Origin of the sequence: Marinobacter sp., assembly GCF_040904845.1 — a bacterium.
Taxonomy (GTDB): domain Bacteria; phylum Pseudomonadota; class Gammaproteobacteria; order Pseudomonadales; family Oleiphilaceae; genus Marinobacter.
The window spans coordinates 1-25,040 of the sequence record NZ_JBBDSR010000033.1; the positions used below are offsets into that span (position 1 = coordinate 1).

A 25,040-nucleotide genomic window follows, 5' to 3' on the forward strand; every position below is an offset into this window, starting at 1 on the left:
GACTCCGCCCTTTCACGGCGGCAACAGGGGTTCGAACCCCCTAGGGGACGCCAATACGGCTTAACGGTTTAGTCCACCGAAAAGCCATCAAAAAAACCGCCTTCGGGCGGTTTTTTTGTGCCTGCAGGAAAATTGGAAAGCATTCTCGGAAGCTGGAGCGCGCGGCGGGAAGAAGCCTCCCAAAACTGTGTGTTGCCAGGGATGGCAACACCAAGCCCCCATGGATGGGTTCACGGCGTGTTTTGGGAGGCTTCTTCCCGCCGCGCGCAAACTCGGAGCCAGAGGGCTTTAGATGCTAGCGTGAAGCAATCGCCCCCTTGCCAACCCCTTCGTAGGCTTTGACCCGAATGGCGTCTTCGGGAAACTCCGCCTTGAGCTGATCCGCCATATGCGCAGCGATCAACTCCACCGTTGTGTCCGTCGCCATCATATACACCCGGCGCTCCGGCAGTGTCAGCGCAAACTCGCCCTGGTTCGCCTCATACTCAAAGGTCACATAGGCAATGCCATCCTCGGCCACCCAACGCCGGGTCACGTCCTCTTCGGAGCCCACGTAAATATCCCGCCACAAGGTGGCCCAGCGGCTTTCCAGGTCGTAAGCTCGGTGGCCGTTGCGATCAATGCGAATGGGCGAGCGGTGGCCGTGAGCAATCCGCTGACAATTACCCAGGTGCTTCTTCAGGCCATGAACGTAGTGGTAGTACGCGCCTTCGATGACATCCTCGCGAAGACGGACCTCGACATCGGTGACATTGCCCGGCAATACCGCCATCAACTCGCGCTCCAGCAGAGTGGCAACCGCAGACGGCACCACCCGCTCGGCTGACAGCCAGACCACAGCTTCGTCCGGTGAGCGATGGACGAGCCTCGAGCCGTCTGTCATGGTCCAGGTAAAGGTATCCGGCGCGTCCTCGGTCCAGGCGACGCCGCCATAGCCCCGGGGAACCACCAGGCGATGATCCACCCGCTCGTCGATCACCCGTTTGATGGTGCGCTTCACGTTACTGAAATCGAACACCATGCCCTGGTCGTCCAGTTCACCGCCGAGGACCACATCGGCAATCCAGCTTTCACCAACCAGGCCCCGGTTCGGGTCCAGGTAGGCGAAATCGATAACGGTGAGGTTGTCCACAAACAGGTGATTCATCGGGCAGTCCGAACAGGGTGAGGTTGATTGATGGGCGGATTCTAGCAAAAATCCGGGAAAGCTAGCAGCCTGTCGATCATACAGCGCTATTTTGCCGTTCCATTAAAAAGTTCACACTAAGAGGGTGCCACCATAGATAATCCATCGACAGGCCTCCATGAGCAATTCCCCGCACTGGTTCTGGCGGCGGGTGCCTCCCGACGCATGGGGCGCTCCAAGGCATTGCTGGAGACCGGTCAGGGTACGCTGCTGGATTGTGCCATAGAGCAGGCACGGCTGATGAGCACGCAAGTGACCGTTGCTGTTGGTGCCGGGTACCCGCTGGTGCGTTTTCGTGGCCGAATACAGCCTTCACGCTGGTTACGTGTGGCGCACTGGGAGGAAGGTATGGCCGCGTCACTGCGCGCAGGCATAGAGAGCCTGGAAGCGAATGCGAGAGGTGTATTCGTGTTGCTGGCGGACCAACCGCTTCTGGAGCCCGGAGCCTTGACGGCGCTGGGTCAGGCGGCCCGATTTATGCCTGAGCAGCCGGTTGCGGCCGATTACGGCGGGCGGCCTGGTGCGCCGGCCTGGGTGCCACGCTGGTTATGGCCAGAGGTTCTCACCCTGGAAGGCGATCGTGGTGCCTCGTCAGTGTTACGCGAAGCCGGTGCGACCCGGGTGGAAATCCCCGGGGCCGGGGATGATATCGATACCCCCGGGGATTGGTCAGCGATCCGGCCACGCCTTAGGCAAACAGGCCCGCCAACCAGGCAATACCGACCGTAAAGATACCCAGGCTGACCGCGAGACCCATGGTGTACAGTTTGGACGTGGCTGAGCGTTGCTGGGCCACGAACAGATCGATGGTGCGCTGGGCGATGTCTTCCGCCGTATCCCGTGAAATCTCATGGGCCTGCTGAACGGCCTCGGACTGCAGGGTCTGCCAGAAACCAGTGTCGATGGTCTGAACGCTGGTGATGTGGTCTTTCAGCTCCGCCATGTGTTTGCTGGTAAACCCACTGTTGTGGGCGAATTCCTTGCGCAGGTCCGCGAGCTCCCGGCCGAGGTTGAGGTTCACTTCAGCGGCCACTTCATCCCGCAGATTGCTGGTGCGTTCATCCACCAGCTCGGCCAGTGCCTTGAGCTTATCGTCTACAGCGCCTTTCTGTCGTTTTCCGGCATCGTCCAACGCCCGTTTGAGGTGATCAAACTGTTCGTCGAACAAGTCACTTAACAGTTCATGCAGACGGTTGTGGATGTGAGTTTTTACGGCGGAACGGGCGATTTGTTCAATCAGGTCACTGGTGAGGGGCATGACCTGGGGCGACTCGCCGTCGGTTTTTGGGCCGGATTCTGACTTGGGCGACAATTTTAGCGAGGCGTCAGCCGGAAGGTTGAGGGGCTCTTCATCGGCGTCCGGTGCAGCGTCGACCTGTGCGGGTTCCTGTGGCTCTGGCAGTGTGCCTCCGGAAACATCGCTGGCAAGCTGTTCAAGCACCAGGCTAAGACCTTCGGTGTGTGGTGGCTTGGTCAGGATGTTGTAGACGCCAAAATTTTGCGCTTCTTCCATGAACGATGAGGATTTCTTGGACGTGCACATGATGATGGGGATGCCCGCGGTATGCGGGTTGCCCTTGATGGCCTTGATGGCTTCTACACCATTCATGCCGGGCATAAGGTGATCCATAAAAATCACATCCGGACGCTGCGCGCTGTTCAGGAAGTCCAGGGCTTCCTCCGCGGAGCCGGCCATGTTGACCTCCATGTCCCGGCTTGCCAGCAATTTGCTCAGGGCAAACCTTGCTACCTTGGAGTCGTCCACCAGAAGTGCGTTCTTGATCGCCATGTCACAACCTCAACCTGTTACAGCTTTGTGTTCATTATCGGGCGGGTGGGTTACCAGCCTTTCAGTTGCGGGCACTGGGTGGCCCGGTAACTCTTGTCCCGATAACAAACACCGGGTTCTTTGGTGCGGGCGGTAAAGATCTCGCCGGCCGCGGTGGTCAGGCGCACCTGACCATAAGGCTCGCCCTGATTGAAGGTTGCTTCGATGGAAATGCCACTGGGGTTGCGAAGCAGCCCCTTACCGTGGAAATGGCCGTTGGAAAATTCGCCTTCGTAGTGGCGGCCATCGGGGTAGGTAAGGCTGCCCTGGCCGTGGAACTGCCCATCTACGAAGTGGCCCTCGTAACGCAGACCGTGACTGTCTTCATAGGTGCCATCGCCGGTTTTGACGCCTCCGATCCAGTTGCCGTTCTGGAAGTTGACGGTTGTGTAGGCATCCAGCTTGCCCGTCGTCGGAGGCTGCCTGACTGGCTCCGGCTGCACGTCGGAAAGGGTTTCCATGGTTGCAGGGGGTTCAGCCAGTGCGACCACGGTGGGATTCTCGGGCATTGGAGCGATGGCAAACGGTTCTGCCCTGGGCGGAGCTGGGGGTTCCACGGGAGTGGGTTCCATGGTGCGAACGGGCTCAATGGCTTGATCCGGCTCGGTGACCAGGCTGTCAGGCAGTGCGGCTTCCTGGCGAACAGAGGCAAATCCGGCCGTGACCAGCAGCATCAGAACCAGTGCGTTGACGAACAGAAGTGGCCTGAAGTCGACCATGGGGAACCTCGCATTCCTGCATTCCAGATCCCGTCATCTTAACCAGTGAATGCAACGTTATGTAACACAAAGTGTCTGAACTTAACGAGAATGCAGGACAAATCACACTTTGTCCGGAAGCGGATCATGATTGAGCTGTTCCCATGAGCGCATATAGACGTCGGCTTCGTATTCGTAGGGGGAGCGAAAAGGTGTCAGAACGAAGTCGAATACCAGGAAGAAAAAGCCGATCGAGACCCAGGCAATCGCCAGGGTACTCAGGTTGGTTGCCTGTACTTCGGGGTTGGAATCCACAAACCCCTGGAGTACTGGGATCAGGTCCGAGGCCATAACCACCGGGTTGAAGCTCGACATCACAAACGGTACCCAAAACGCGATAAACACCGGGAAGAAACCGAATGACCATAGAATCCGGCGCAGCATATACAGGCCGGCCTCGCGCCAGAAACGCTGCCGCACGTCCGGCACTTTGCGGATCTGTTCGATGTAGCGGCGGCGTTCGGCCCACCAGACGGCAACTTCCGGACCCTGAACAGAACCCGTACTTGGTTTGATATGGCTTTCAGCGGTGGTCATGGATTCGGACGCTACCTTATGGCGACAGGACTGATGCATGATAATCGATAGACCGTGTTACCCTACAACCCTCATTTTGTTAAAGACAGGATAGATTGAATGGCCGCTGTGATCGACAACGCAACCCATCCGGCTTTCGAGAAGCTCCGCAGCCACCGGATCGATACCCTGAACCTGACGGTGGAAGAGTATCAGCACAGGAAAACCGGAGCGCGGCATCTCCACATGGCGGCCGATAACGATGAGAATGTGTTTTTCGTTGCACTGCGGACTTTTCCGATGGACTCCACCGGTGTCGCCCATGTTCTGGAACATACCGCATTGTGCGGCAGTGAGCGCTATCCCGTGCGGGACCCGTTTTTCATGATGATTCGCCGCTCGCTGAATACGTTCATGAACGCCTTTACCAGCAGCGACTGGACCGCCTATCCGTTCGCCAGCATGAACCGCAAGGATTTTGACAACCTGTTGGCTGTGTATCTGGATTCGGTCTTTTTCTCGAAGCTGGACCCACTGGATTTCGCGCAGGAAGGCCACCGCCTGGAGTTTGATAAGCCGGACGATCCCTCTACCGATCTGGTTTATCGCGGTGTGGTCTACAACGAGATGAAGGGGGCGATGAGCTCCCCCACGTCCCAGCTCTGGCAGAACCTGTCCAGCCACCTGTTCCCGACGACCACCTACCACTACAACAGTGGCGGCGAGCCCGATCACATCGTGGATCTTGAGTACGAGGAACTGGTCCGGTTTTACCGGCACCATTACCACCCCAGCAATGCGATTTTCGCCACCTATGGCGACATCCCTGCCTATGAGCATCATGAACGCTTTGAAGAGCTTGCGCTGAAACGCTTCGACCGTCTGGACATCGAATTGCCGGTGCGGGATGAAAAGCGAATGTTCGCGCCGGTGCGGGTAGAGCAGGGGTATGCGGTGAACGAAGGTGAGGGCACCGAGGAGAAAACCCACATTGTCATGGGGTGGCTGCTGGGTCACAGCTTTGACCTGCAGGAAAGCCTGGAAGGCCAGTTGCTGGCTGCGGTGCTTCTTGAGAACAGCGCGTCGCCCTTGATGCGGGCGCTGGAAACGACCGATATCGGCCATGCCCCGTCTCCGATGTGTGGGCTTGAGGATTCCAACCGTGAGATGACGTTTGTATGTGGCATCGAAGGCAGCGAACCGGAGCAGCACAAAGCGTTGGAGGCCCTGATTGAGACAACGCTGCAGAGCGTGGTTGAGGAGGGTGTGAGTGAAGAGCGTCTGGACGCGATACTGCACCAGCTCGAACTGCATCAGCGAGAAATCGCCGGCGACCAGTTCCCTTACGGCCTGCAACTGATCATGAGTGCCATTTCACCGATGGTGCACGGCGGTGACCCGGTCGAGCTGCTGGACCTGGAGCCGGTGCTGGCGCTGATGCGTGAGAAGATCCGCGATCCGGAATACGTTCCCGGGCTGATTCGCCGCAAACTGCTGGAAAACCCGCATCGGGTCACCCTGACCTTGCGCCCGGATGAGCAGCTGGAAAGCCGTCGCCAGCAGGCCATTCGTGACGCACTGGCTCGCCGCAAGGCCGAGCTGACCGACGACGAAATCCGGCAGATTGTCGAGCGTGCCAATGCGCTTGAAGAGCGCCAGCAGCGCAAGGATGATGATTCCATCCTGCCGAAAGTAGACCTGACCGACGTGCCGTTGCAGTTGCCGGAACCGGAAAGTCGCTATGACGGTGAGATCGCCGCCACGGTATTTGCCCGGGGCACTAATGGCTTGGTCTACGAGCAGGTGGTGCTGCCCGTGCCCGCGCTGACCGAAGACGAGCTGTTGCTGCTGCCTTATTACACCACGCTGATACCGGAAGTGGGTTGCGGCGAACTGGACTACCTGCAGATGCAGGACCGTATTTCCGCCGAATCCGGTGGTATCGGTGCCTCGTTCTCGGCGAAGGGTCGCATTGACGATGTGCAGGACCTGACCGGTTACCTGATATTCAGCGGCAAAGCGTTGGCGCGTAATCGCAGCGCGCTCACTCGTCTGCTGAACGACGCGTTCCACGGTGCCCGTTTTGATGAAAAAGAACGGGTGCGGGAACTGGTGGCGCAGATTCGCGCCCGCCGGGATCAGGCCGTCACTGGAAGTGGTCATGCTCTTGCCATGGGCGCGGCCTCTCAGGGCATGAGCCCGGGGGCCTGGCTGTCTTTCCGCATCGGTGGCCTGGAAGCCATTCGCGGCACTCGAGCGCTGGACAAATCACTCAACGACCCTGGCCAGTTGGAGGCTCTGTGCGACCGGCTGGCGGCCTTGCATGAGAAAGTCCGGAACCAGGCACGGGAATTCCTGGTGATTGGCGAGGAGGCCCAGCTTGATCCGATGCTGGACGATCTCAAGTCCTGCTGGGAGCCCGTCGCGGATGCCGGAGCTAATGTCTGGAAGATGGATCCGGTCAACTACACCACCCGTGAGGCCTGGCTGACGTCCACCCAAGTGAACTTCTGCGCCAAAGCCTACCGCACTGTGGCCGTGGACCATGCCGACTCGGCAGCGCTAACGGTTCTCGGTGGCTTTCTGCGCAACGGCTACCTGCACCGTGCGATCCGTGAAAAGGGCGGTGCCTACGGTGGCGGTGCCGGGCAGGACAGCGTCAATGGGGCGTTTCGCTTCTTCTCATACCGCGATCCTCGCCTTGAGGAAACGCTGGACGACTTCGATAATGCGTTGACCTGGCTTCAGCAAACAGAGCACGACCCCCAGGAGCTGGAAGAATCCATTCTTGGTGTCGTTGGTCAACTGGATCGGCCACGCTCGCCGGCAGGTGCGGCGCGTCACGCGTTCCACAACAAACTGTTTGGCCGTTCGCCTGAGCAGCGGGCCAGATTCCGCGAGCGGGTTCTGTCGGTCACCCTGGACGATCTGAAGCGAGTGGCCAGTCAATGGCTGGTGCCGGAAAATGCCAGTACTGCGGTGGTAACCAGCCCGGAGAACCGCGTTCGTGCTGAGGCGTTGGGGCTGGCTATTCGGGAGCTCTAGGTCGGTAAGGAGCCGCGGTTAGCGGTTCCGTTTCAGCCCGGTGGAAACCATGATCCGGGTTGAAATCTCTTCTACTGAATACGCCGTCGTGTTGAGAAACGGAATCCGTTCACGACGGTACATCAGTTCAATCTCCTCGATTTCGTGCATGCACTGCTTCATCGACGAATAGCGGGAGTTCGGCTTGCGTTCATTACGGATGGTGGCCAGGCGCTCCGGCTCGATGGTCAGCCCGAAGATCTTTTCTTTGTGAGGCTTAAGCGCGCCCGGCATCTGCTGGTCGTCCAGGTCTTCCTCGGTGATCGGGTAGTTGGCCGCTTTCACCCCGTATTGCAGGGCCAGGTAAAGACACGTTGGTGTTTTACCGCTGCGTGAAGCGCCGACCAGAATCAGGTCTGCCTCGTCGTAGTGGCGGGTGCGCGCGCCGTCGTCGTTGTCCAGGGCAAAGTTGACTGCCTTAATGCGACGTTCATAGCTGCCTTCGTTGTTGATGGCGTGGGATTTACCCACGGAATAGGAGGAAGACGCCTGTAGTTCTTTTTCCAGCGGGTTGAGAAAAGTTCCGAATATATCCACCATAAACCCGTTGGCCGCCGAGATAATGTCGCGGATGTCACTGTTGACGATGGTGTCAAACACCAGGGGTCGGCTCTGGTCGGTTTCGGTGGCTTTATTGATGCGTTGGACCATATCGTGGGCCTTGTCCGCATCGTCGATGTAGGGCACGGTGACGCGCTCGAAGTCTATCTTGTCAAACTGGGCGAGAAGGCTGTTTCCGAGGGCTTCGGCAGTCAGGCCGGTGCCGTCGGAAATAAAAAATGCAGTTCTTTTCATGGTGGTTCGTCCGGCTCCGGATTCGACTGGTTCCCTAGGTAATTGCCACAGGTTACAGTATCATACACGCCAAGTTCGAGACTGCGCAGCGCAGAATGCTCTAATGAATCAAGGGAGACGTGCTTTGGAAGATTACATTATCTGGTTTGATCACCTGGGAATGTCCGATGTTGACCGGGTTGGAGGGAAGAACGCCTCTCTCGGTGAAATGATCAGTAATCTCGCCAATGCAGGTGTCACCGTTCCGGGTGGTTTTGCGACGACGGCACACGCCTACCGTGAATTCCTCGCCACCGATGGCCTCAAGGACAAGATCGACCAGGCGCTCGATACGCTGGACGTGAATGACGTCAACGAGTTGGCCCGTGTTGGCGCTCGCATCCGCCAATGGGTGATCGATACGCCCTTTCCAGAGGTGCTGGAGAATGCGTTGAAAGAAGCCTATGCCAGCCTCCGGGATGGCAACGACCAGATGGCCGTCGCGGTTCGCTCCTCCGCCACCGCGGAAGATCTGCCGGATGCGTCGTTTGCCGGCCAGCAGGAAACCTTCCTCAACGTGGTGGGGCTGGAGCAAGTCCGCACATCGGTGAAGGAAGTGTTTGCGTCCCTGTTTAACGACCGGGCGATTTCTTACCGCGTGCACCACGGCTTTGACCATAAGCTGGTCGCACTGTCGGCCGGTATCCAGAAGATGGTGCGCAGTGAAACGGCGTCCAGTGGCGTCATGTTTACCCTCGACACGGAGTCCGGCTTCCGGGACGTGGTGTTTGTCACCGGCTCTTACGGCCTTGGTGAAACCGTCGTGCAGGGCGCTGTCAATCCAGATGAGTTTTACGTGCACAAGCCGACCCTCGAGGCTGCGCGCCCGGCGGTGCTGCGTCGTAATCTGGGTAGCAAGGCCATCAAGATGGTCTATCACTCCAGCCCCGGCGACGGTCAGTTTGTTGAAACCGTCAAAGTGGAACAGGAAGACCGTAACCGTTTCTGTATCACCGATGCGGAAGTGGAAGAGCTGGCCAAACAGGCCGTGATCATTGAAAAACACTATCAGCGCCCGATGGACATTGAGTGGGCCAAAGACGGTGATGATGGTCGGATCTACATCGTTCAGGCTCGCCCGGAAACCGTTAAGAGCCGCACATCTGCCAATGTGATGGAGCGCTATCTGCTCAATGAAACCGGCAAGGTGCTGGTGGAAGGTCGCAGCATTGGCCACAAAATTGGCAGTGGCCCGGTCAAGATCGTTAACAGCATCAACGAGATGGACCGGGTTCAGCCGGGCGATGTACTGGTCACGGACATGACGGACCCGGACTGGGAGCCGGTGATGAAGCGCGCGTCTGCCATCGTCACGGACCGCGGTGGCCGTACCTGCCACGCGGCTATTATTGCCCGTGAGCTGGGCATTCCGGCGGTGGTCGGTTGTGGCGATGCCACTGAGGTACTGAAAGACGGCCAGGACGTCACCGTGTCCTGTGCCGAAGGCGACACCGGCATGATTTACGAAGGCGCACTGGATTTTGAGTTGCGTGAAAATACCGTCGATTCCATGCCCAATATTCCGTTCAAGATCATGATGAACGTGGGGAACCCGGACCGGGCGTTTGATTTCCAGGCGCTGCCCAATGAGGGGGTCGGCCTGGCCCGTCTCGAGTTCATCATCAATCGAATGATTGGTGTGCACCCCAAGGCACTGCTGAACTTCGATGGCCTGCCGCGGGATATCAAGCAGACCGTCGAGAAGCGCATTTCAGGCTACTCATCGCCCGTTGATTTCTATGTCGACAAGCTCGTGGAAGGTATTTCCACCTTGGCGGCGGCGTTTGCGCCGAAAAAAGTCATCGTGCGCCTGTCGGACTTCAAGTCCAACGAGTACGCCAACCTGATTGGCGGCACCCTGTATGAGCCAGATGAAGAAAACCCCATGCTGGGTTTCCGGGGCGCATCCCGCTACATCTCTGAAACCTTCCGTGACTGCTTTGAACTGGAATGCCGTGCCCTGAAGAAGGTCCGCAACGAGATGGGGCTGACCAACGTTGAAGTGATGGTGCCGTTTGTTCGCACCGTTGGTGAGGCCGAACAGGTGGTCAGCCTGTTGGCGGAAAACGGCCTCAAGCGGGGCGACAATGGCCTTCGTGTGATCATGATGTGTGAGTTGCCGGCCAATGCCATTCTGGCGGATCAGTTCCTGGAGCATTTTGATGGCTTCTCCATCGGCTCCAACGATCTGACCCAACTGACCCTGGGCCTCGACCGTGATTCCGGCATCATTGCCCACCTGTTCGATGAGCGGAATGATGCGGTTAAAGCGCTGCTGTCCAACGCCATCCAGGCGTGCAAAAAAGCTAATAAATACATTGGTATTTGCGGGCAGGGCCCGTCGGATCATCCGGACCTCGCCAAGTGGCTGATGGATCAGGGCATCGATACCGTCTCCCTGAACCCCGATTCGGTCCTGGATACCTGGTTCTTCCTGGCCGACGAAAAAATCGACTGAGTTTATTTCCCCAACAGGAGAGCGACAACGTGGCGGATATTATAACCCCGGACCTATGTGACGAATTTCCGGAAGTACTGGTAGCCGAGCCTGGTTTCAAGAACTATGGCGGCAACAGAGCTTTTGGCGGCGAAATCGTTACCGTTAAGTGTTTTGAAGACAACTCGGTGGTCAAGGAGCAGGTGGGGCTACCCGGTAAGGGCCGGGTCATGGTCGTCGATGGCGGGGCATCCAGGCGCCACGCGTTGCTGGGCGATATGCTGGCAGAAAAAGCAGCGAGCAACGGCTGGGCCGGGCTGATTATTTACGGCTGTATCCGTGATGTGGACGAAATTGGCAACACCAACCTCGGGGTTCAGGCCCTCGACACCTATCCGCGTAAAAGCGAAAAGCGGGGGTTAGGGGACCTGGATGTGCCGGTGACTTTCCACGGAGTGACCTTTCATCCAGGGCACTATGTGTATGCCGACAATAACGGCATTATCGTCTCTGAAAAGCCGTTGGTGTAACCTGCGGAGCTTTTGATGTGCTCAAAAAAACGGCGGCCAATGGCCGCCGTTTTTGTTTCAGCGCGTGACTTCGCTGATGTTGGCCCCGATCAGGAATCCGTCGCCCTCTGGCTCACAGCGGATCACCTCACAGACCGTTTCCAGTGGCGGGAACTGGTCGCTGGTAGGGTGGAGCACGGTCTTCAACTCCTCGCCAATGGCCACCGGCTGTTCCACATATAGCTGCATCCCGGCGGCGCTCAGATCCCGACAAACACCGGCAAACGTTTCGCCTTTACTATCGGTGATTTCGATCTCCGAATTGACTTGCATGCGATGAAAGTCACGCTTTTCCGAGTAGTCTTTCATGGGTTTACGCCCAGTTGTCTGTTTTTCTTGTGGGTTTGAGCATCGGGATGACCACAGCAAGCAGCACCCCGCCGAGCACCAGCGCTGCACCAAGCAGCATAAAGTCGGATTCTTTACTGGCTTCCAGTCTCTCATTTTCGGCTGTGAGTACTTCGAGATCGTTGCGCAGTTTCTGATTGTCCTCACGCAATTCACCGTTGCGTTGTTGCAGATTGAGCGCGTCGGCGGAGACTTCCTTGATGCGACGCAGTTCCTGCTGTAACTCTTCGGACCGGCTCGACAGGGAGGCTTCGGAGTTGTGCAGTTCATCGCGCTCCGCCGTCACGTCGTTCAATTGCTCTCTGGTTTGCTCCAGTTCGCTGCGAGCATTCGCCAGATCCCGGGTCGCTCTTTCCAGGAGATCCCGGGCAATGGGTGTATCGCTGAGGTACTGGTTCCTCACGTAACCTTCACGCCCTTTAGGGGTGCGCACCTTCGTATATTCGTCGCCGGGTTCTTCAAGGACCTCCAGAGGCGTTCCACTGGGTAAGGCGTTTTCAACGATCCGATACTGGGAGCCGGCACCGGATCTGACCGGAAGATAGATCTGGTCATCCACGTAAACCGTTCTCGCCTGAGCAACCGCCACGGAGGATACAATAATGAGAGCACTGAGAATGAGGCGAATGAGCATCACTGGGTAGTTTCCTGATTTCAAAAAAGGCAATTCTGTCATAGCTCTGTCTTTGTTCAAGCTGCGTATTATTACGATACGCTCATGGATAGTGGGCTCAGGGCAGGACGGCCTTGAACGGCTTTACGGAGACCTTCTTGTAAGCGCCGGCAGCGACGTAGGGGTCTGCGTCTGCCCACTGTTGAGCCGCTTCCAGCGAGTCGAATTCCGCGATCACCAGGCTGCCGGTGAACCCTGCGTCTCCGGGTTCCGGGGTGTCCAGCGCAGGGTGTGGCCCCGCTACCAGCAAACGACCCTCGGCCTTCAGCGTCTGAAGGCGCTCTATATGCGCGGGCCGGGCGGGTTGACGAAGCGGTAGGCTGTTCTCGACATCCTCGCTGATAATGGCGTAGTACATGGGTTTCTCCAGAACGATGTTTGGCGCGGGCAACTCGATGGCTGATACACTGCCGTTCCAAGTTACCCATTAGCTTCAGGAATGTTTGTGACTATACCCCAAGCGCCCGTTTTCTGCATTGATCTGCACTGCCACAGTACTGCGTCTGATGGCCTGCTTGCGCCTGCCGATCTGGTTCAAAGGGCGGCGGAGAAAGGCGTCTCCCACCTGGCGGTAACCGACCACGATACCATTGACGGGCTCTCCGAAGCGCGTACACAGGCGGAGAGCTCCGGCATCCGGCTGATCAATGGTACGGAACTGTCCTGCCTCTGGAAAACACAGACCATTCACGTCGTAGGGTTGGATTTTGATAGTGCGAACCCGGCGTTTCGTGAAGCGCTGGCGCGTCAACATGAGAATCGTTGGGCGCGGGCACGAATGATTACCGAACGGTTGCAGAAAACCGGGGTGGCTGATCTGCTGGAAAAAGCAACGGCCAAAGCGGGCGGTGATGTGCCCGGCAGACCGCACTTTGCCAGGGTGCTGGTGGAAGAGGGCAGGGTGAAAGATGCCGCTCAGGCCTTCAAGCGTTATCTGGGGGCCGGTAAGCCGGGAGACGTCAAGGCGTTCTGGCCCGAGCTGTCGGAGGTGGTGCAGTGGATCACAGCGGCCGGCGGTATTGCGGTCCTGGCGCACCCACGAAAATACCGTCTGACCGCAACCAAGCTTCGGAACCTTGTCCACGATTTCAAGCGGGCCGGAGGGCGTTCCATTGAAGTATCCACCTCTGGCCAGTCCAGTGGGGACCTGGGGTTCCTGGTGGAGCTGTGCCGTCAGCAAGAGTTGCTGGCATCTCAGGGGAGTGATTTTCATTTCCCCGGAGCGCCCTGGTGTGAGCTGGGGAAAATAATGAAAATGCCAGACGGGCTGGAGCCGGTCTGGCATCATTTCAAAGAACCTGCCGGGGTCCCATCGCCCGTTCAGTCAGGGGCGTGAAACAGCAGGTACAGGTCGGTTAGTGATTCAGGAATCGCATCGGCCATCTGTCTGGACAGAGTCTCGCTGTTTCGGACCTTCTGGAAGTCCTCATCATCGAACAGGCCCGACAGTGTCAGCATGGGCACAAGAAGGTCTGCGGTTTCATCTTCGCCACCAGCGTGTAACCAGGCATCCTCGCTTTCCAGGAACGTATCCACGAACCCGGCGCACCAATTTTCCAGTGCGTTCATCGGGTCGCCGTCTTCCGGTTCCGGAAGCTCCAGGGGCTGTCCCATATCAAGCGCATGGGCCATGTCCCTGGTCAGTTGAGTGACGCAGTGGCTGAAGATGTCAGGGACCTGGCCTCCGGGAAGCTGTTCGCTCCCCGTCGCCAGGCGAAAGATGTCTTCCGCCGTCAGCTCAACGGGCCCGACAACACTGGCACATACCACGCCGTGAAAGCCAAAAAAGTCCAGAGCGTCATCGCCCGATGGCTCCGCGAACAGGATGTCTTCCAGTGCTTCGATGTCCGAGTTGGATAGCATGCCTCAGTTACCCCCGGCCTTTTTGGCCTCTTCCGCTGCTCGCTGGCGCTTACGAACTTCCCGCGGGTCATTGTAGGCGCGTCCAGGAGTCACCGGTACTTCGGGTGGCTTCTCAGCGCTTGAAGGCTCGCTGGCGGCTTCTTCCTGCTTTTTCTCAGGTTCAGGTTTTTTCTCGGGCTCAGACTTTTTTTCCGCCTCTGGCTGTTTTTTGGCTTCAGGCTGTTTCACCGTCTCTGCCGGCTTTGCTGCAGCGTCGGTTTCCGCAATCGGCTTTTGCTTTTTCGGCTGGGCCGCGCGCTTTTCCTGCTTGGGTGCGGGCTCTTCAGCCTGGGGTGCCGGTGCTGGTGCCTCTGCCTTAGCTTCGGGCTTTTCATTAACGGCTTTGGCCGGGGCCTCACTCTGTATTTCCGGCGTCGGTGCTTCCGGCTTCGGTGTTTCCGGTTTTGTAGCATCGGGTTTGGGAGCGACCGGCTTGGCCTCTGCCTTGACCGGCTCCTCTGCCTTTTTCGCTGTTTTTACAGGCTCTGCCGGTGGTGTCTCAGACACCTTTTGCTCATCGATAGCCGGGGCCTGCCCCTGCTTGGTGTCGACTTTGGGAATTTCCGCTGCCGTGACCGGCTTCTCTGCCCGAGGCGTTTTCTGCTCGGGTTTGTCCTCCGCCTTTGGTGCCTGATTGTCTGCCGCCTTTGGCTTGGCATCGGGTTTTGCTTCAACTTTGGGTGACTCTTGGTGACCTTCCGGCTGGGTATCCTTCTGATGCCGGTCACTGCGAGCGGCCTTGCGATCAGCAGGCGTGGAAGCTGGAGTGTCCGTCGGAGAACCGTCGCGATTGCGGGCGCGGCGCGGTTTGCGGCGCTTATCATCACCCCCGCTTTTCTCTTGCGGTGCCTTGGCGGTGTTGTCCGGTTGCTCGCGGTTGTCTTTCAGCTCGTTTTGATCTTTCGGGTCTTTTTGCTCCTTCTGATCCCGCTGACCTTTCAGGTCCTTTTGATCCTTCTGGTCCCGTTGAGGACGGTTACGACCCTGACCGCGGCTCTGGTTGCCGCGACGGTTATCGCCACTCTTGCCATCAGTGCTCTGGCGGCCTTGTTGGCTGCCACGGGCCTGGTCGTCACCGCGATTACGATTGCGGTTGCGGTTATCGTCGCTACTACGGTTTTGCTGGCCGGACTGGCGACGGTCGCCACCACTCCGGTTGCTGCTCCGGCCATCGTCCCTGGCCACGCGGGATTTGCGGCGGTCCTGACGATCCTGCGTGCGGCGATCATCTCGGGCAGCTTGTGCCTTTTGTCTCTGGTCGGGGCCTGCCTCTGCTTCGTCACTGAAGAAACAGGCGATTTTCCGCCCAAGTTTGCGGAACAGCCCTTCTTCCTGCTCAGTGACTGGGGCGGTCGATTTTGCCTTTGCTTGAGCCGGTGCCGGCGTGGACGGACGGATGGCTTTTACTGCCGCCTGTTCGCGAACCGGTGGTTGGGCGCTGGGCGCTTCAAACACGTCTTCTTCGTGTTGGGCGTATTCTTCAGCCACCTGGTAGCTGGATACGTGCTCGACACCGCTTTCATCGTCGCGCATGCGAACAATTTCGAAGTGCGGCGTTTCCATGTGAGGTGCAGGAACCACAACCACGCTGACTTCCTGGCGAGCTTCAATGTCGGCAAGTTGCTTGCGTTTCTCATTGAGCAGGAAGGTGGCAACGGCTACCGGGACGATCGTACGAACCTCGCCAGTTTTGTCTTTGGACGATTCTTCGTAGATCAGGCGCATAATGCTCAGGGCGAGGGACTCAATACCCCGAATGGTCCCCTGGCCTTCGCAGCGCGGGCACACTTCGCTGCGGGTTTCTCCAAGGGAAGGGCGCAGGCGCTGACGGGACATTTCCAGCAGGCCGAACCGGGAGATCTTGCCGACCTGAACTCTGGCGCGGTCGATTTCCAGTGCTTCGCGCACCTTCTGCTCGACTTCGCGCTGGTGCTTGGCCGGCGTCATGTCGATGAAATCGATCACGATCAGGCCGCCCATGTCACGCAGACGCAGCTGGCGGGCAATTTCTTCCGCCGCTTCCAGGTTGGTCTGCAGCGCGGTTTCCTCGATGTCATGACCCTTGGTGGCGCGGGAGGAATTGATGTCGATCGACACCAGCGCCTCGGTCGGATCAATCACGATGGAGCCACCGGAAGGCAGCTTCACTTCGCGCTGGAACGCGGTTTCGATTTGACCTTCGATCTGATAACGGCTGAACAGCGGAATTTCGTCCTTGTACAGCTTGATCTTGTTCTCGAAGGTGGGCATGACCGCGCGCACGAAATTCAGCACGTCCTCGTAGACAGCCGGAGCGTCGATCAATACTTCGCCGATGTCCTGGCGGAGATAGTCGCGCACGGCGCGAATGATGACGTTGCTTTCCTGGTGGATAAGGAAGGGGGCTTTGCGCTCACTGGCAGCCTGGGTAATGGCTTCCCAGAACTGTACGAGATAGTCCAGATCCCACTGAAGTTCGTCCGTTGAGCGGCCGATACCGGCGGTGCGAACGATGATGCCCATGGATTTTGGCACCTGCACATCGCTCATTGCTTCTTTAAGCTGGGCGCGTTCATCGCCTTCGATGCGGCGGGAAATGCCGCCGGCGCGGGCGTTGTTCGGCATCAGGACCAGGTATCGGCCGGCGAGGGAAATGAAGGTTGTCAGAGCGGCACCTTTGTTGCCACGCTCTTCCTTGTCCACCTGAATGATGACTTCCTGGCCTTCGGAGACCACGTCCTTGATGTTGACCTTGCCTTCAATCTGACCCGGTGACTTCTTGAAGTACTCCTTGGAGATTTCCTTCAAAGGCAGAAAGCCGTGCCTATCTGCGCCGAAGTCGACAAAAGCGGCTTCCAGGCTAGGCTCTACGCGGGTGATTCGACCCTTGTAAATATTGGCTTTTTTCTGCTCACGGGAGCTGGATTCGATGTCAAGATCAAACAGACGCTGGCCGTCTACGAGGGCAACGCGCAACTCTTCAGGATGAGTTGCATTTATGAGCATTCTTTTCATGGGAAAGGAAAGGTTCCTGTCGTTTGGTTTTGACAGAAAACCGGAGGGAAATACACCTACGAAGCAGAACGTGCGTGCCCCGGGCTTCATACTACTGAAGCAAACCGGTGGCCAGACGGGTCAGGCCTTTGAGGGCAACTGTCCCGAAAGCCTGAGACCACCGCCGACGGTCCGTCTGCCTGATGGCAGGGAGATGTCGTGTAATGTTGGTGTCTGTTGACGCATGTTATCCGTTTTCAGGTTCACGCTGGTGCCAAGGTCTCACGTCGTATTCGTAAGCTGGACGGCCCGGCCCTGCGTGCTGGTAATGATTCTTCGCGATGTCGCCCGACGGTTTTCCGTACGGTTGTTTTCGCTCTCTCGGGATTCGGGCAGGGGCCTTTTTAGGCTTGCCGTAGTGGCCGGGGAGCATTTCAATCGCCGCACCCGCTAATGATTGGGCTTGCGGCGTTCAAACTCTTAAATAGTGTCGGTATACTTCTGCCGCTCCGGCTTCTGACTCAATTGGTCAGGCCGTAGACAAACGGCAAAGCACGCCGGAATATAACAGTATTCGCCCAGGGCTTCAATCCCGCAGTTCTGTCACCGATAAGGTATTCATGTCCAAAGCTCCCAGAAAAAGGCACGCTCAGCGTTCGGGCTCCCGGCGAGGCAGCGCCGCCCAGAGTCAGAAGCCCAGAACCGGCGGGCGGTCACAGCCTGTGTCTGCGCCGTTTGATGCAGGCGCGGCCCGAGTGAAGGCACCGGAAGACGTTCGCCAGGGGGTCCGTCGGGTCTCGGTGGACGAAGACAACGAGGGCCAGCGGCTGGATAATTTTCTTCTCGCGCAGCTGCGTGGCGTGCCCAAGAGCATCATCTATCGGGTTATTCGTAAAGGTGAGGTCAGGGTTAATAAAGGCAGAGTGAAGCCGGATACCCGGCTTAAGGCCGGCGATGAAGTGCGCATTCCGCCGGTGACGGTTAAGGAAAAGCCGCAGCAGGTCTCGCCTGGTGCGCGAGTTCAGGGGGTCATGGAAGCGGCCGTGGTCTTTGAGAATGAGCAAATGCTGGTGGTGAACAAGCCCGCCGGCATTGCCGTGCACGGAGGCAGCGGGCTGAGTTTCGGGCTGATCGAGGTGTTGCGCTCGGCCCGGCCCGAGGCCCGTTTTCTCGAGCTGGTGCATCGTCTGGACCGGGATACGTCTGGGCTGGTGATGGTGGCCAAAAAGCGGTCGGCCTTGCGTTTTCTCCAGGAAGAGCTTCGCCAGCGCCGCATACGTAAGCATTACCATGCGCTGGTCGCTGGCAATTGGCCGACAGCCAGCGGGCAGGTGGATCAGCCATTGTTGCGATACGAGATGCCCAACGGCGAACGCCGTGTCAGAGTTGATGACGCCGGCAAGTCGTCGTTGACGCTCTTCAGGTCACTCTCTGATTTTGCCGGTTACAGCCTGGTGGAGGCGTCGCCGGTCACTGGCAGAACGCATCAGATACGTGTTCATGCGATGTGGGCGGGTCATCCGATTGCCGGTGACGACAAGTATATGGATGATGGCAGCCTGAAAGCATTTCGGGCGACCGGCGGGCAGCGTTTGATGTTGCACGCTCGTGCTCTTGAGTTTTCGTTGCCGGTCAGCGGTGAAAAAGTGCGGCTTGAAGCACCCTATGACGAGGCATTTCAGCAGGTTTTGGAGAGGCTGGCATCCCGTCAAAATTCAGGCCGGTAGGTGGTCTTTCGGCGTAACAGGATCGGTACTATGGATGTAAAAGTCGTTATTTTCGACTGGGACGGCACGCTGGTGGATTCCGTGGAGCACATTGCGGACAGCCTGTACCAGGCAGCCACCGAGCTGGGCTTCCCGGCTCGTGAGCGGGAGGCTTACCGGGATATTATTGGGCTTGGGATGGTGGAAGCGCTGGAAAAGCTTTATCCGGGGATCAGTCGGGACGAAATGAGCACCATTCGTGAAGGGTATGGGCGCTATTTCTTCGCCAAAGTAACCACACCCCAGAATGTGTTTGCGGGCATGGCCGAGGTGGTGACGGATCTTCGTGCTGGCGGCCGTAGCTGTTCGGTTGCCACTGGAAAGAGCCGCAAAGGTCTGGAGGGCGCTCTGGTTTCGAGCGGTCTCGGTCCTCATTTTGAGATCACCCGGTGTGCGGATGAAGCCCGCTCAAAGCCGGACCCGACCATGCTGCGGGACATTCTCTCATTTTACGGTGTGCAGCCCCGTGAGGCGGTTATGGTTGGTGATACCCGCTACGACCTGGAGATGGCCCAGCGCATCGGGATGCCATCCATTGGAGTGGAGTGGGGAGTGCACAAAAAAGACGTCCTGGGACAGTATGCGCCCCATGCTATCGTGGATTCCGTTCGGGATCTGCGGACCGTACTGGGCTTGTAATACCTGTCAGATGTCAGGTTAGATGTTAAAGGGAAGCTGGATATGAGTGAGTGGAATTCGGATAACAAGCCGGAGTGGGGTGATGCGCCGGAGCAACTGCCGCCATCCCGAAGTGGCAAAAAACCCAACCTGCCGCCGCAAACCGGCCGTGACTGGAAGCTGATCGAAAAGCTGGTGCTTTCCCTGCAGTCGGAGCAGCGCAAGAGTCGCCGTTGGGGGATCTTCTTCAAGTTCCTGACCTTCGGCTACCTCTTCTTGATTTTGTTTCTGTTCAAGTTCCCGCTGGGCGACAGCCTGGACGCGACCACCGGTCAGCATACGGCGCTGATTGAAATTAATGGTGTGATAGCGGCCGATGAGCTGGCCAGCGCCGATAACATTGTCGAGTCCCTGAGAAACGCCTTTGAGGATGAGGGTTCGGTGGCAGTGGTGCTGCGCATTAACAGTGGCGGCGGCAGCCCGGTACAGTCTGGCTATGTCTATGATGAGATCGAGCGACTGCGCGGTGAATACCCGAATAAGAAGGTCTACGCGGTCATTTCCGATATCGGGGCATCCGGTGCCTACTATATCGCGGCGGCGGCCGATGAAATCTATGCCGATAAGGCCAGCCTGGTCGGTTCGATTGGTGTTGTTGCCGGTGGGTTCGGCTTCACCGAAATGATGGAAAAAGTGGGTGTGGACCGCAGGCTGTACACGGCTGGCGAGAATAAGGCCTTCCTTGATCCGTTTTCTCCGGAAGATGGCGACGAAGTGGCATTCTGGCAGGATGTGCTGGAGACCACTCATCAGCAATTCATTGAAAAGGTCCGCGAAGGTCGGGGTGACCGGCTGGCTGACGACGAGCGCTTATTTTCTGGTCTGATCTGGACTGGCGAGCAGGCACTTGAGTTGGGCCTGGTAGATGGCCTTGGGAGTGCCTCGCATGTGGCGCGCCAAGTGGTCGGTGAGGAAGAGCTGGTTGACTATAGCCGTCGCAAATCGCCGTTCCAGAATATTGTTGATCAGTTCGGCGTATCCGTTGGTGGTGCCCTGGCGAACCGCGTGATGGAGGCTCGTTACGAACTGCGATAGCGCCGGCTATCGATGTGCTCGCAAGGGGTTCACGCCCCAGTCGCGTAGCATGTCGGTCAGCGCAATGAGTGGTAGGCCGATCAGGCTGTTGGGGTCCTGCCCATTCAGGGATCTGAACAGCGCAATTCCCAGCCTCTCCATTTTAAAGCTGCCGGCGCAGTCGTAGGGCTCCTCCTGGTCCAGATACCCTTCTATTTCCTCCAGGGTCAGGGTTCGGAACTCAACGTCAAAGGGCTCACAATGAGTCTGTATCGCACCGGTGTCAGCGTCCAGCAGCGCGAGGCCGGTCAGGAAGCAGACCGTTTGGCCGCTGCTCCGTGATAGTTGCTGGATGGCGAGCTCGCGGTTGCCCGGCTTGGTCAGGATGCTGCCATCCGGCAGACAGGCCACTTGGTCTGAGCCGATGATCCAGTGCCCCGGGTGTTCAGGCGCAAGGGCCTGCGCTTTTTCGCGGGCCAGTCGGGTGGCGAGCTGCTGTGCCGATTCACCCGTTGCGGGCGATTCATCAATATCCGGGCTGGCACTGGTGAAGGGTAAACCCAGGCGCTCGAGCAGTGCCTTCCGATAGGGAGAGGATGAGGCCAGTAGCAGTGGTCTGGAGATCATGAAGTAGCCTGTTGGTATGTCGGTCATGGCGGGGTTTGTCGTAGAATACCCTTATTCATACCGGAAACGCCGCTCAAAAGGCAATGAAGTCTTTGACAGTGGCCGGTCAGGTCCCTAAAATTGCGCGCCTATGACAAAAGCCTCTAACGCCGAGTTGCCAAAATCTGTTGATCCCTACCGATTGGCAGAGCACAACACTGTGTTGGAGGGAGAAATCCCTCTGAACGGGTTGTTGCGTTTCCGTGAAGCGATCCTGGGGTCTGATGAGGGCGCTGTGTGTCAGGTTCGTCTGTCATTTTCGATGGACAGTCAGCGCCGCCGTGTCGTTTCCGGAGAGTTGAAAGCTGCGGTCGACCTGGAGTGTCAGCGTTGCATGAATGCCATGCGCCTGACGCTGGATTCAGAGTTTTTGCTGGGGCTGGTAACCAGTGACGAGCAGGCTGAGCAGTTGCCGAAGGAGCTTGAGCCCTTTCTGACGGACGGTTTCACCGCAGACCTTTGGTCGATGTGTGAAGACGAACTGCTGCTGGTGCTGCCACCGTTCCCGCTTCATGACCGGAACGAGTGTCCGGCCCGGGAAGACCTGGAAGCATATGAGCCTGATGCCGAACCGGCAACGCCGGAAAAAGCGGAAGGTGAGAACCCGTTCAGTGTGCTGGCGGATCTCAAGGCGAAGAAGCATTAACCGGGCGCGGTGTCCTGCGGGGTGCCAGCGCGATATCAACGATTACACGTTACTGTTTTAGTTTACGTTAACAGGTCAGGAGCATAATCATGGCTGTACAGAAATCCCGAAAGAGCCGCTCAAAGCGTGGCATGCGCCGTTCACACGATGCCCTGAGCGCTGCACCTCTGTCCACCGACACCACTACTGGCGAAGTTCATCGTCGCCACCATGTGTCGCCGGACGGTTTTTACCGTGGCAAGCAGGTAGTTGAAGCGCGCGACGAGTAATTCGTTGCAATCAGGCTATAACCCCATGCAAAACGCTCAGCCGGTGACGCCCGTTACCGTCGCGATTGACGCCATGAGTGGCGATCGCGGAGCGGCGGTTGTGGTCTCCGCCGCACTTGACGCGGTGCGCGAAAACGAAGCCTTGAGTCTTATTCTGGTAGGAATCCGGAGTGAGCTTGAGGCTTTGTTGCATCCGGAACACCCCAGAATCCGAATTGTCGAGGCTGCGGATGTGGTGCGGATGAACGAGCGTCCCTCTCATGCACTGCGTCATAAGCGCAGTTCCTCAATGGCTGTGGCACTTGGTCTGGTGCGGGACGGTGAGGCGCAAGGGTGTGTCAGCGCAGGAAATACCGGGGCGCTGATGGCGTTCGGTCGCTCCCTTATCCGAATGTACCCTGGCATTGAGCGGCCGGCGATCGCCAAGCTGATTCCCTCCCTTCGTGGCCGCTGCCACGTGCTCGACCTTGGTGCCAACGTCGATTCTACCGCCGAGAATCTTTATCAGTACGCGCTGATGGGTTCGTTGATGGCCTCGGCCATCTGCGCTCAGCCGGAGCCCCGGGTGGCGTTGCTGAACGTCGGCGAAGAGGAGATCAAGGGCAACGAGCAGGTGCGGCTGGCGTCACACATGCTGGCGCAGTGCGATACCATTAACTACATCGGGTATGTCGAGGGCAGTGATCTGTTCCGGGATGTGGCGGATGTCGTCGTGTGCGACGGCTTCGTGGGCAACATTGCCCTGAAGACCGGCGAGGGCGTTGCCGGCCTGCTGATTGAACTGATGGAGCAGGCTTTCACGCGTACTCTGTATGGCCGGTTCGTTGGCCTGTTGGCGCGGCCGATTATCGGGCGGCTTCTCCAGCTGATGGACCCTTCCAGACACAATGGTGCGAGCTTGCTCGGGCTTCAGGGTGTGGTGATCAAGAGCCATGGCAACGCCAACGAGCGGGCTATGCTGGCGGCGATAAGGCAAGCAGTCACGGAAGTAGAGCTTGACGTGCCCGAGCGTATCAACGAACGCCTCGACGATTTGATGATTTAGCCCCGTCTGAGACTAAAGTCTGCCTCCCCGGATCAGCGTATTGGCCCGTAAACGCCTTAACTTGTACTATTGGCTAATCTCCCGCAACCCCTCAATGACGGTAAGATTCCGCTTATGAAATCAGCCTTTATTTTTCCCGGACAAGGGTCGCAGTCGATTGGCATGCTGGCAGCGGCAGCTGAGCACTGGCCGATCATTGAGCAGACCTTCGAAGAAGCGTCACAGCACCTTGGCTTTGACCTCTGGCACCTGTGCCAGAAAGGTCCCGCCGAAGAGCTCAATCAGACCATGAATACCCAGCCGGTATTGCTGGCGGCCAGCGTTGCGCTATGGCGGCAGTGGTTCGTAGCCGGTGGTAGCAGGCCGGATGTTCTCGCGGGGCATAGCCTGGGTGAATACAGTGCGTTGGTTGCCTCGGAAAGCCTCGACTTTCTTGACGCCATCGAGCTGGTGCGCCTTCGCGGTGAGCTGATGCAGAGCGCGGTGCCGGCGGGTGAGGGTCGAATGGCCGCAATCCTCGGTCTTGAGGACGCGGATGTAGTCGCTGCCTGTGCCGAGGCTGCCAATGGTGATGTAGTATCGGCAGTTAACTTTAATGCGCCGGGTCAGGTAGTCATCGCCGGTGCAGCGGCGGCGGTGGAACGTGCCATCGAGGCCTGTAAGGCCAAAGGTGCCCGCAAGGCCATGCCACTGCCGGTCAGTGTGCCATCTCACTGTGCCCTGATGAAGGGTGCCGCTGACGAGTTGGCCGCTGCTCTGGACGACATCCGTTTTAACGATGCTGTCATCCCGGTCATACAGAATGTTAACGCATCGGCCGAAGTGGATTCCGATACATTGAAGATGAACCTGGTCAAGCAGTTGCATTCACCGGTACTTTGGACCGATTCGGTGCGCACGCTTGTCAGCAAAGAGGTCGGCGGTGCGGTGGAGTGCGGCTCCGGTAAGGTGCTGGCGGGGTTGATCAAGCGTATCGACCGCAACCTGCCGCTGTATGGAATTGAGGAACCGGATGCGCTCGCCAAGGCGTTAGAAGCACTCGGAAAGTCGTAAACAAAGGGAGCACGACATGTCTCTGGAAGGAAAAATCGCACTGGTCACTGGCGCAACCCGTGGCATCGGCAAGGCCATCGCCCAGGCGTTGGCCGGGCAAGGCGCGGAAGTGGTCGGCACGGCAACCAGTGCCGAAGGTGCTCAGTCCATTACTGCGGCGTTTAAAGACGCCGGACTTAACGGTTACGGTATCGTCATGAACGTTGCCGACCCGGACAGCATCGAGGCGGGCCTGAAGGAAATGGCTGACAAAACAGGCGCGCCTCTCATTCTGGTGAACAACGCGGGTATCACGCGTGATAACCTCCTGATGCGCCTGAAGGACGATGACTGGGGGGCGGTCCTTGAGACCAATCTTTCCAGTGTTTATCGCACCAGCAAAGCGGTGCTTCGTGGCATGGCGAAAGCGCGTTGGGGCAGAATCATCAATGTCAGCTCGGTGGTGGCCAGCATGGGCAACCCCGGTCAGGGTAACTATTGTGCCGCGAAAGCCGGCGTGGAAGGCTTTACCCGGAGTCTGGCAAAGGAAATGTCGAACCGCGGGATCACCGCAAATTGCGTTGCACCCGGATTCATCGACACGGATATGACGAAAAAACTGGACGATAAGCAACGCGAGTCTATGCTGGAAATCATACCCACGGGTCGTCTGGGTAAGCCGGAAGAGGTGGCGGCGGTCGTTGCCTTCCTGGCATCGGAACCGGCCGCGTACGTGACAGGCGAAACCATTCACGTAAACGGTGGCATGTACATGGGATAAGTCCGTTTTAACGGGCATGTGCGCAAGGCCTTGTC

At 58.1% G+C, this 25,040-nt stretch carries 24 protein-coding genes; 13 read left to right on the top strand and 11 right to left on the bottom strand.

Going from position 1 to position 25,040, the window contains the following annotated elements; genetic code table 11:
• Positions 1 to 295 precede the first annotated feature (295 nt).
• Positions 296 to 1,147, bottom strand: a complete 852-nt coding sequence (locus WD429_RS03295; protein WP_368420746.1) for a 6-pyruvoyl tetrahydropterin synthase family protein — start codon at positions 1,145 to 1,147, stop codon at positions 296 to 298.
• A 132-nt stretch (positions 1,148 to 1,279) separates the two neighbouring features.
• Here WD429_RS03295 and WD429_RS03300 point away from each other — a divergent pair, with 132 nt between their 5' ends.
• A complete protein-coding gene (locus WD429_RS03300) occupies positions 1,280 to 1,915 on the top strand; it encodes an NTP transferase domain-containing protein (RefSeq protein WP_368420782.1) in 636 nt (211 codons plus the stop codon).
• Here WD429_RS03300 and WD429_RS03305 read toward each other — a convergent pair.
• From WD429_RS03305 to WD429_RS03315, 3 genes are all read right to left on the bottom strand, one after another.
• Positions 1,875 to 2,975 (bottom strand): response regulator, encoded by a 1,101-nt coding sequence (locus WD429_RS03305; RefSeq protein ID WP_368420747.1) that lies wholly within the window; start codon positions 2,973 to 2,975, stop codon positions 1,875 to 1,877. The two genes, WD429_RS03300 and WD429_RS03305, sit on opposite strands and share 41 nt — an antisense overlap.
• Before the next feature lie 50 nt (positions 2,976 to 3,025).
• Complete coding sequence (locus WD429_RS03310) at positions 3,026 to 3,733, bottom strand: MORN repeat-containing protein (RefSeq protein ID WP_368420748.1); 708 nt, start codon at positions 3,731 to 3,733, stop codon at positions 3,026 to 3,028.
• Between the two features lie 102 nt (positions 3,734 to 3,835).
• Positions 3,836 to 4,309 (bottom strand): hypothetical protein, encoded by a 474-nt coding sequence (locus WD429_RS03315; protein ID WP_368420749.1) that lies wholly within the window; start codon positions 4,307 to 4,309, stop codon positions 3,836 to 3,838.
• Positions 4,310 to 4,408: 99 nt separating this feature from the next.
• Between WD429_RS03315 and WD429_RS03320 the strand changes: the two genes are divergently transcribed.
• Positions 4,409 to 7,333 (top strand): insulinase family protein, encoded by a 2,925-nt coding sequence (locus tag WD429_RS03320; protein WP_368420750.1) that lies wholly within the window; start codon positions 4,409 to 4,411, stop codon positions 7,331 to 7,333.
• A gap of 18 nt (positions 7,334 to 7,351) precedes the next feature.
• On the opposite strand, the gene WD429_RS03325 is transcribed toward WD429_RS03320, so the two are convergent.
• Positions 7,352 to 8,167, bottom strand: coding sequence for a pyruvate, water dikinase regulatory protein (locus tag WD429_RS03325; protein ID WP_368420751.1), 816 nt, complete (start codon positions 8,165 to 8,167; stop codon positions 7,352 to 7,354).
• Positions 8,168 to 8,291: 124 nt separating this feature from the next.
• Here WD429_RS03325 and ppsA point away from each other — a divergent pair, with 124 nt between their 5' ends.
• Together ppsA and rraA are read left to right on the top strand one after the other, a co-directional pair.
• A complete protein-coding gene (gene ppsA, locus WD429_RS03330; RefSeq protein WP_368420752.1) occupies positions 8,292 to 10,664 on the top strand; it encodes a phosphoenolpyruvate synthase in 2,373 nt (790 codons plus the stop codon).
• A gap of 29 nt (positions 10,665 to 10,693) precedes the next feature.
• A complete protein-coding gene (gene rraA, locus WD429_RS03335) occupies positions 10,694 to 11,173 on the top strand; it encodes a ribonuclease E activity regulator RraA (RefSeq protein WP_368420753.1) in 480 nt (159 codons plus the stop codon).
• A 57-nt stretch (positions 11,174 to 11,230) separates the two neighbouring features.
• Here the strand turns inward: rraA and WD429_RS03340 are convergent, their stop codons facing one another.
• From WD429_RS03340 to WD429_RS03350, 3 genes are all read right to left on the bottom strand, one after another.
• The gene (locus WD429_RS03340) at positions 11,231 to 11,521 is read right to left on the bottom strand and encodes a PilZ domain-containing protein (RefSeq protein WP_368420754.1); all 291 of its coding nucleotides are present in this window, start codon (positions 11,519 to 11,521) and stop codon (positions 11,231 to 11,233) included.
• A 4-nt stretch (positions 11,522 to 11,525) separates the two neighbouring features.
• A complete protein-coding gene (locus WD429_RS03345; RefSeq protein ID WP_368420755.1) occupies positions 11,526 to 12,197 on the bottom strand; it encodes a TIGR04211 family SH3 domain-containing protein in 672 nt (223 codons plus the stop codon).
• Positions 12,198 to 12,291: 94 nt separating this feature from the next.
• Positions 12,292 to 12,591 carry a YciI family protein gene (locus WD429_RS03350; protein WP_368420756.1) on the bottom strand — a complete coding sequence of 100 codons (300 nt, stop codon included), beginning with the start codon at positions 12,589 to 12,591 and terminating at the stop codon, positions 12,292 to 12,294.
• An 87-nt stretch (positions 12,592 to 12,678) separates the two neighbouring features.
• On the opposite strand from WD429_RS03350, the gene WD429_RS03355 reads away from it, so the two are divergent.
• Positions 12,679 to 13,569 carry a PHP domain-containing protein gene (locus WD429_RS03355; RefSeq protein WP_368420757.1) on the top strand — a complete coding sequence of 297 codons (891 nt, stop codon included), beginning with the start codon at positions 12,679 to 12,681 and terminating at the stop codon, positions 13,567 to 13,569.
• Here WD429_RS03355 and WD429_RS03360 read toward each other — a convergent pair.
• Together WD429_RS03360 and rne are read right to left on the bottom strand one after the other, a co-directional pair.
• The gene (locus tag WD429_RS03360) at positions 13,554 to 14,096 is read right to left on the bottom strand and encodes a YecA family protein (protein WP_368420758.1); all 543 of its coding nucleotides are present in this window, start codon (positions 14,094 to 14,096) and stop codon (positions 13,554 to 13,556) included. The genes WD429_RS03355 and WD429_RS03360 overlap by 16 nt on opposite strands.
• A gap of 3 nt (positions 14,097 to 14,099) precedes the next feature.
• The gene (rne, locus tag WD429_RS03365) at positions 14,100 to 17,129 is read right to left on the bottom strand and encodes a ribonuclease E (protein ID WP_368420759.1); all 3,030 of its coding nucleotides are present in this window, start codon (positions 17,127 to 17,129) and stop codon (positions 14,100 to 14,102) included.
• A gap of 734 nt (positions 17,130 to 17,863) precedes the next feature.
• On the opposite strand from rne, the gene rluC reads away from it, so the two are divergent.
• From rluC to WD429_RS03380, 3 genes are read left to right on the top strand one after another with little or no spacing between them, the layout of a single operon-like run.
• Positions 17,864 to 18,835, top strand: coding sequence for a 23S rRNA pseudouridine(955/2504/2580) synthase RluC (gene rluC / locus WD429_RS03370; protein WP_368420783.1), 972 nt, complete (start codon positions 17,864 to 17,866; stop codon positions 18,833 to 18,835).
• A 30-nt stretch (positions 18,836 to 18,865) separates the two neighbouring features.
• Entirely contained in the window at positions 18,866 to 19,513 is a 648-nt protein-coding gene (locus tag WD429_RS03375; RefSeq protein ID WP_368420760.1) for an HAD family hydrolase, read from the top strand.
• Between the two features lie 42 nt (positions 19,514 to 19,555).
• Positions 19,556 to 20,587, top strand: coding sequence for a S49 family peptidase (locus tag WD429_RS03380; RefSeq protein ID WP_368420761.1), 1,032 nt, complete (start codon positions 19,556 to 19,558; stop codon positions 20,585 to 20,587).
• 6 nt (positions 20,588 to 20,593) lie between these two features.
• On the opposite strand, the gene WD429_RS03385 is transcribed toward WD429_RS03380, so the two are convergent.
• Entirely contained in the window at positions 20,594 to 21,193 is a 600-nt protein-coding gene (locus tag WD429_RS03385) for a nucleoside triphosphate pyrophosphatase (protein WP_368420762.1), read from the bottom strand.
• 130 nt (positions 21,194 to 21,323) lie between these two features.
• Here WD429_RS03385 and WD429_RS03390 point away from each other — a divergent pair, with 130 nt between their 5' ends.
• From WD429_RS03390 to fabG, 5 genes are all read left to right on the top strand, one after another.
• A complete protein-coding gene (locus tag WD429_RS03390) occupies positions 21,324 to 21,878 on the top strand; it encodes a YceD family protein (protein WP_368420763.1) in 555 nt (184 codons plus the stop codon).
• An 89-nt stretch (positions 21,879 to 21,967) separates the two neighbouring features.
• Positions 21,968 to 22,147, top strand: coding sequence for a 50S ribosomal protein L32 (rpmF, locus tag WD429_RS03395; protein WP_368420764.1), 180 nt, complete (start codon positions 21,968 to 21,970; stop codon positions 22,145 to 22,147).
• A gap of 43 nt (positions 22,148 to 22,190) precedes the next feature.
• Positions 22,191 to 23,192 (top strand): phosphate acyltransferase PlsX, encoded by a 1,002-nt coding sequence (gene plsX / locus WD429_RS03400; RefSeq protein ID WP_368420784.1) that lies wholly within the window; start codon positions 22,191 to 22,193, stop codon positions 23,190 to 23,192.
• Between the two features lie 114 nt (positions 23,193 to 23,306).
• Positions 23,307 to 24,245, top strand: coding sequence for an ACP S-malonyltransferase (gene fabD, locus WD429_RS03405; RefSeq protein ID WP_368420765.1), 939 nt, complete (start codon positions 23,307 to 23,309; stop codon positions 24,243 to 24,245).
• Positions 24,246 to 24,261: 16 nt separating this feature from the next.
• Complete coding sequence (gene fabG / locus WD429_RS03410; RefSeq protein WP_368420766.1) at positions 24,262 to 25,005, top strand: 3-oxoacyl-ACP reductase FabG; 744 nt, start codon at positions 24,262 to 24,264, stop codon at positions 25,003 to 25,005.
• Positions 25,006 to 25,040 lie beyond the last annotated feature (35 nt).